Genomic DNA, 7,003 nt, shown 5'->3' on the forward strand with positions numbered 1-7,003 from the left:
GACGAACACGGGGCCAGCGGTGCCGTGATCGGTGCCCTGCGAGGCGTTGGCCTTCACCCGTCGTCCGAACTCCGAATACGCGAGCAGCACAACGTTTTTACCGTACCGGTCGCCGGCCATCTGCTGCAGGAATGGCGTCACAGCTTCGTCGAAGGTCTGCAGCAGACGCTGCTGGGTCGTACGTTCGTCGGCGTGCGTGTCGAATCCACCCAGCTGCACGGCATACACCCGAGTGGACACCGCGGCTTTGACGGCCGCCGCCACCATGCTCAGCTGGCCGGCCAGTGAGCCGTGCTTGTCGCCAGACGGTTTGATCGCGCCGAGGGTTGTGTCGGTGGTGCGGGTGGCCCGATAGGCCTCACAGACCGCCGCCATCGCCGGAGTGTCGTTGGAGTCGTCTGCACCCAGCGCATCCATTACCTCCGCGAATCTGTCCGCTGATTCAGGTTTCTCGGACGGGGAAAGTGCTGCTGCCGTGCACTTTTCACCAACCGCGAGCGGTGGCAGGACCGAGCCGACATTGACCGCACGCAGCGGGTCGTCTCCGGTGGCATCGAGCCAGCGACCGATCCAACCGGTCCGGACGGGCTCGGCCGGCGACGCGGTTTGCCAGATGTCCATTGACCGGAAGTGGCTGTGGTCGGGTTGCGGATAGCTCACACCGCGCACAATCGCCAGCTTCCGGTTGTTCCATTGCTGAGCCAGACCCTTCAGCGCCGGATTGAGTCCAAGCTGGCCATCTAAGGCAATTACATCGCCTGGCGCATAAGCCAGTTCGGGCCGTGCGTCATGATAAGCATTGTCGGCGTATGGAATCACGGTATTGATGCCGTCATTGCCACCGTACAGCGTGAGGATCACCAGCACACCGCTGCCCTCGGCGAGAGGCCGCTGCTTGGCCTCTCGCATCAGGTCGGGCCAGCTGATTGCGCATGCGCCCGACACAAGGCCGGCCGCGCCGAGGCCGGCGCTGGCGATCAAAAATTTGCGGCGATTAAGATCGGACATCGGCACTCGCTATGACGTCAGGTATTCGGGCGTATTGACGGCTGCGGCGACAAGCTGGACCGGCCTACGCACCAACGGCTTTAGCGCCGTGACGGTCCGGTCCGACCATGCCCCAACCCCGATGAGATAGCCGACGGCGTCGATCCGGTCATCGGCGGCGGTGTCTTCGATGGTGGCTAGGTCGCCGGCGCGCGCCAGCTGACTCGCGGCGCGCATCCGTACATCGGCGCTGGCGGTCGACATCCAGACCCGGCCGTGCGGCCACCCGCCGACGTCCGGCGGATAGAACGGTCGCTGCCCCAGCCCGCGCAGCGTGGCGTTCATTAGCTTCATCCGCGCCGGGGCGTCGAGCGAAACGCCCAACGTGCGGATCACCCCGACGAGCCATTCGACCGGCGTGTTGATGATGGCCGCCCGGCTACTGATGAATTCGTCGTCGGTGAGGATTGCCCGAGTCAACGCCCTCAGGTTTCGGGCGGGACCGTACGCGGTGACCAACCGGTCGAGGGCCTGCGGCGACGGCGGGGCGTCAGATGCGAGCTGCTGCCACAGTCGCCCGCAGATGTACTGCGGGGATTTCGGTTGGGCCAGCACGATGTCGGAGAATTCGGCCGCGTCGAAATTACCGGTGACGCCGAATAGCGTTTTGGCCGTGTGGTCGTGACGGCTGGGCAGCAGCGATGTTTGGCCGTCGGGCCGGACGGCCCACCCGGTCAGCGCGCGGGCACCCTCCCGCACATCGTCTTCGGTGTAGCCACCGCCATGACCGAGCGTGAACAACTCCATGAACTCACGGGCTAGGTTTTCGTTTGGGGCCTTAGCCGTATTGCTCTGCCCGTCCAGCCAGCGCAGCATCGCGGCGTCGGTCAACATGGCATAAGCAAGCGAGCGGAAATCACCGAGTGCCAGGTTGCGCAGTTTCTGGTTTTGCGCAGACATGTGCGCGGCAACTCTGACTTTCTGGGCCGAAGTGGCAAAGTGGTTGTGCCACAACAAGGTCAGCTTTTCGTGGATGGGCTGCTGCACCGCTATCATCCGGCGCAGCCACCATTGCGAGAGCTCGGTCATCTGCTCGGCGAGCCGGCGGTTGAACTCTTTCCGGTCGGCCACCGCCGCTCCCTTGCCGGGGCGGCGCAGGGTGGGCAGCGTCGGCATTGGTGTCGCCACCGCGCCCGGGTCGGCGTTGGGATCCGCACTCAGAGCGGCGTCGACGTAGCTCGCCCAATCCTGGCTGGCCACGGCGTCGACCTGAGCGCCGGTCGCCCCGAACCCGGAGCGGCGCAGAACCCGGGCGGTGGTGATCCACCGGTCCGACTGGCCAGCCATAGGCGAATTGTGGAGTCCTCAGCTGTGTGTTTGCTGTGCGAAGGCGGTAACTGGCCTGTGGACAGCGGAAGCGCGACCAGTGCTTGGCGTGTGACCCTTCAGCCATGCGGCCGAACACGGCAGAGCCGTTCATCGGCACCGAGGCGTTGGCCTGCGGTCAACTCAACCGGCATCAGCTCAGGACGTGACACCGGCTGGTGTTTCCGAACGTCTACCTGTGCAAGCACTCTCAGCTGTCGCTCGAGCGCAGAATTGCGGCGGCCTGGCTGTGGGCCAGGCGCGAGGCGACCATCGCCGGGTTGGCCGCCGCTGCGCTGCACGGCACCAATTGGATCGATGACGACATCACCATCGAGCTCATTTATCCCAACACTCGTCCACCACGCGGTGTGCAGACCCGCCGCGATGTGCTGCTCGACGGTGAAGTCACCGCTGTCGGCGCGCTGTCGGTCACCACGCCGGAGCGTACGGCGTTCGACATCGGCCGCCGCGGGCCGCATCGCATCGCGGTTGCCCGACTCGATGCACGTGCCCGCGCAACGGGTCTCAAGCTCGACAACATTATGTCCCTCGCCTGCCGCCATCCCGGTGCGCGCGGTCTCCGAAAGCTCGAGACAGCTCTCGGATTTGTCGACGCGGGGGCATAGTCGCCGCGGGAAACCTACCTTCGGCTGCTTCTCATCGACGCTGGGTTGCCGCCGCCGCGGACCCAGATCCCGGTGATAGCCGACAAAGAGACATATTTCGTCGACATTGGCTGTGAAGATTGCATGGTGGCCGTCGAGTACGACGGCGAACACCACCGGACCGATCCGCTGCAGTACCGCAAGGACATCCGTCGGCTTGAGGCACTAGAGCGCCTGGGTTGGATCGTCATCCGGGTGATCGCAGGCGACCATCCCGCCGCTATCCTGCAACGAGTGTGTTCTGCCCTGGACTCGCGGAAATCGACTGTGTAATGGGGGCTTTCAGCGTGTAGTCAGGGCGCGAATTTAGCGAAAACCGCGCCGCAGGTTCACACTCGACGCCGCAGGTTCACACTCGACGCGCGCAGGGGAGCTCGTTAGAAGGTGCTGGTCGGTCGCACCCGATTGGCCAGGTCGACAAGGGTGTAGCGGTGCGCCTGCGTGGGCGCTGCGCGTGCTAGCCCACGCAACGATGCCTCGACGCCGAGTCGCAGGCCGTGCTCGGTGAACGGAAAACCCAGAATGTGATTCGTGCTGGCCTCATGGCTACCCAGCCAGTCCAGCGCGCTGCCCAGTACCAGTGCCCGGATCTGCAGTACCCGCGGCTCCGTCGGCGGCAACGCCTCCACCCGCCGCGCGGCATCGCGGATCTGTTCTTCGGTGATGTCGGCGGTCGACCGGCCGGACAGCAGCGTGACCGCACTGGTGAGCCGCGCGGTGGTGAAATGCCTTGAGGTGGCGGGTACTTCGTCGAGAGTGCGGACCGCTCCGGCTCGATCCCCTTCCACCGACTGCGCCCTGGCAAGGCCGAAGGCCGCCGAGATCACCCCGTCGTCGGTCTTCCACACTTCTTCGTAATACATGCGTTCATCTGAGCTGCCTGCTAATTCGGCGGTCGCGGCCAGCGCCATCTTTGGCGCCAACTCGCCGGGGAAGGTGTCTAACACCTCGCTGAAATGCTTGATCGCCGAGTCGTAATCGCCGGTGAGCAATTCCGAAACCGCGCGATACCAAACCAGCCGCCATTGCCAGCCGACACGCTCTGCCAGGTCATCGAGTTTGCGGTTGGCCTTCGCGACGTCACCTAGGTCCAGTAGCGCCCGCACCTCCATCAGCGGCAGCTCAACGGATTCCGACAAGTCGATGTCGTCGGAATCCATTGAGCCGTGGCGGAACGCGCGCAGCGAGTCCAACGTCTGCACCGGTTGGGACAGCACAGTCGCTCCCAGCAGCGGCGCGGCGACGTCGGCCGGATCGACCAGCGGCACCTGCAGCGCCGTGACGATCTCCTTGGCCGTCAGCTTCTCCGAATGCACTTGGCCGTCAAGGTATACGTCGGTGTGCGCTACCAATAGGTCTTCGCCGAACGTGGCGCGGCTGCGGGAAAAGATCGTCGACAAGCCCGGCCGCCGCACACCGGTGTCCTGGGCGACGACCTCACGCAGAACACCGGACAACTGCCCCGACATCTCCTCGGCGCTGACAAATCGCCGCCGCGGATCCGGATCGATTGCCCGACGCAACAATCGGCCGAACGAGTCGTACTTGGCGAGCACCGGGTCGTCCTCGGGCAGTCCGTCGACGTAGCGCCCGCCGCGGGCGCGCAACTTCAACGTCAGAGCCGCGAGCGTGCGGCCGACGGTATAGATGTCGCTGGCTATCGTCGGGCCGGTACGCACAATCTCAGGCGCCTGGTAACCCGGTGTGCCGTAAAGGTATCCGAACGAGTTGATCCGTGACACGGCCCCCAGGTCGATTAGCTTGAGCTGCTCCTCGGTGAGCATGATGTTTTCCGGCTTGAGGTCGTTGTAGACCAAACCGATGGAATGCAAATAACTCAGCGCCGGCAAGATTTCCAACACGTAGGCGATGGCTTCGGCGACGGGCAGCTTGTCGCCTTTGCGGCGCTTGAGCGATTGCCCACCGACGTACTCCATCACGATGTAGCCGACCGGCTCCCCGTGCCGGTCAGTGTGCTCGACGAAATTGAAGATCTGCACGATCGAGGGATGCACCACCTCGGCGAGGAACCGCCGCTCGGCCATCGCGATCGCCTGGGCCTCGGCGTCGCCGGAATGCACCAAACCCTTGAGCACCACCGGGCGATCGTTGACGTTGCGGTCGAGGGCCAGGTACACCCAGCCCAGCCCGCCGTGTGCGATGCAGCCCCTGATTTCGTACTGGCCGGCGACCACGTCACCCGGACTCAGTTGTGGCAGAAACGAATACGGGCTTCCGCAGTAAGGGCACCAGCCCTCCGACTGTGCTTTTTGGGCCGAGGCCGTGCCCGACGCGCTGGATCGACCCACCGGCCGCCCACAGTTCCAGCAGAACCGTTTCGACTCCGGCACAACCGGATTGGGCATCAATGCTTCGATAGGGTCGATGTCGGGCACCCGCGGGATCTCGACTAGTCCGCCGCCAAGCCGCCGGACCGGTGCTCGCGGTGCCGATTTCACGCGTTCTTGCGGTTCGGTGTCGACGATGTGCACCGGCGTGGCCTCGGAGTCATCGTCGTCGAAATCGGGTCGGAAGACCGCCTGCGTGGTTACCGGACGGTCCTGCGCTGACGAATCCACCATCGCGTCGGCAGGCTGGACACCCGAGCCGACGCCGTCGTCCGCGTCTTGGCGTTCGGGATCCACCGGCTGCTCGGTCATCAGTCCACATACCTCGCGCTCGGCGGGAGTGGGGCCGGACCGAGAATCGTTAACCACTTGCGGTACAAGGCGTTCCAGGTGCCGTCGCGGCGGATGCGTTCCAGGGTGCCGTTGACGAACCGGACCAGCCCGGTGTTGTCCAGTTTGATCCCGACACCGTAGGGCTGAGTGCCCATGTTGGGTCCGACGATGTGCAGGTACGGGTCCTGGGATACCAGTCCGGCCAGGATGGAGTCATCGGTGCTGACGGCGTCCACTTGGCGCTGCTGCAACGCCACCAGACAGTCGGCCCAGTTCACCACCTCGACCACGGTCGGCGGCGGCGCGATCTCCCGAATCCGATGCAGCGACGTGGTTCCCCTCGCGACGCAGACCCGCTTGCCGGACAGGTCGGACGGCTTGGTGATCGACGAGTCGCGCGGCGCCAGGATGCGCTGGGAGGCATCGAGGTAGACGGTGGAGAAGTTGACCTGCTTGCGCCGCTCGCAGGTGATGGTCATGGTCTTGACGACGACGTCCACCTCTGACTTCTCCAGCGCGGTGATCCGCTCGTCCGACGACAGGATCCGGTACTCGACTTGCGATGGGCTGCCGAAGATATCGCGTGCCAGCTCGCCGGCAATGTCGACGTCGAAGCCGGTGATTTCACCGGTGATCGGGTCGCGGAAGCTGAACAGGTTGCTGCCGATGTCCAGACCGACGATCAGCCTGCCGCGGGCACGGATATTCGCCACGGCCGCGTCGGCATCGACCGGGTTGTCGAACGGCCGCAGGCTGGCGGTGGGGTTGCAATCGTCGGCGGACTTGTCCGGCGACAGGGGCGGCTTAGGAGGCATCTCCTGCATACTGGCCGGTGTGGGTGGCGGCAGGGTCGGCACCGGGGTGACCACCATGGCGCCGGACTCGGTACACCCGGCCACCACCGTAGAGATCGCCAGGGCGGCGAACAGAATCCGGAGCGGGCGGCAGCCGATGGCGGCGACCCGTCCCCCTCGCCGCTCCGCGGCTGGGGGTGCCCCCAGCGCCCGGCTCCGCCGTGCTTGCGATCGCCGCGTGATCATCGGTACTCGCTCAGCCGGGGCCACAATCCCAACGCGACCGCGACGGCCGCGCCCAGGCTCAGCACGACGCCACCCACCGTCGCGCCCGCCAGCCCGCCGCGCGCGGAGAGGATGTCGTCACGCAATTCGTTGCGACTCTGCTCCATCGCCTTAACCAGCGCACGGTCCAGCTTGTCGAATGCCGGGGTTGAGTCCTGCTCGCCGCTGCCCAGCGCGACCTGTGTGGCGGCCCGATAATTGCCGACCGAAATGTAGGAGTTGA

General features: G+C 65.3%; 4 protein-coding genes and 2 pseudogenes. 1 reads left to right on the top strand and 5 read right to left on the bottom strand.

The annotated features are described in order from the left end of the window. On the bottom strand, positions 1-1,008 hold a 1,008-nt coding region (locus tag WBF82_RS04945), incomplete at its 3' end, for a DUF1501 domain-containing protein (protein WP_424381980.1). Between the two features lie 9 nt (positions 1,009-1,017). Continuing rightward, complete coding sequence (locus WBF82_RS04950) at positions 1,018-2,334, bottom strand: DUF1800 domain-containing protein (RefSeq protein WP_424381981.1); 1,317 nt, start codon at positions 2,332-2,334, stop codon at positions 1,018-1,020. 104 nt (positions 2,335-2,438) lie between these two features. Here WBF82_RS04950 and WBF82_RS04955 point away from each other — a divergent pair. Continuing rightward, positions 2,439-3,293 (top strand): annotated as a pseudogene (locus WBF82_RS04955) (endonuclease domain-containing protein). Positions 3,294-3,397: 104 nt separating this feature from the next. On the opposite strand, the gene WBF82_RS04960 reads toward WBF82_RS04955, so the two are convergent. The 3 genes and pseudogenes from WBF82_RS04960 to WBF82_RS04970 form a co-directional block, all read right to left on the bottom strand. Beyond that, positions 3,398-5,680, bottom strand: a complete 2,283-nt coding sequence (locus WBF82_RS04960) for a serine/threonine-protein kinase PknG (RefSeq protein ID WP_424381982.1) — start codon at positions 5,678-5,680, stop codon at positions 3,398-3,400. Then, a complete protein-coding gene (locus tag WBF82_RS04965; protein ID WP_424381983.1) occupies positions 5,680-6,741 on the bottom strand; it encodes a glutamate ABC transporter substrate-binding protein in 1,062 nt (353 codons plus the stop codon). Before WBF82_RS04965 ends, WBF82_RS04960 begins: the two co-directional genes overlap by 1 nt. After that, positions 6,738-7,003 (bottom strand): annotated as a pseudogene (locus tag WBF82_RS04970) (hypothetical protein); the annotation flags it as partial. The gene WBF82_RS04965 and the pseudogene WBF82_RS04970, both read right to left, overlap by 4 nt.

The sequence above is a fragment of the Mycobacterium sp. genome (assembly GCF_049673265.1).
Lineage (GTDB): Bacteria > Actinomycetota > Actinomycetes > Mycobacteriales > Mycobacteriaceae > Mycobacterium.

What these genes read in the sequence shown, in the direction of transcription:
- WBF82_RS04965 (WP_424381983.1), bottom strand. Translation starts at nt 6,741, where the DNA reads ATGATCACGCGGCGATCGCAAGCACGGCGGAGCCGGGCGCTGGGGGCA.
- WBF82_RS04950 (WP_424381981.1), bottom strand. Translation starts at nt 2,334, where the DNA reads ATGGCTGGCCAGTCGGACCGGTGGATCACCACCGCCCGGGTTCTGCGC.
- WBF82_RS04960 (WP_424381982.1), bottom strand. Translation starts at nt 5,680, where the DNA reads ATGACCGAGCAGCCGGTGGATCCCGAACGCCAAGACGCGGACGACGGC.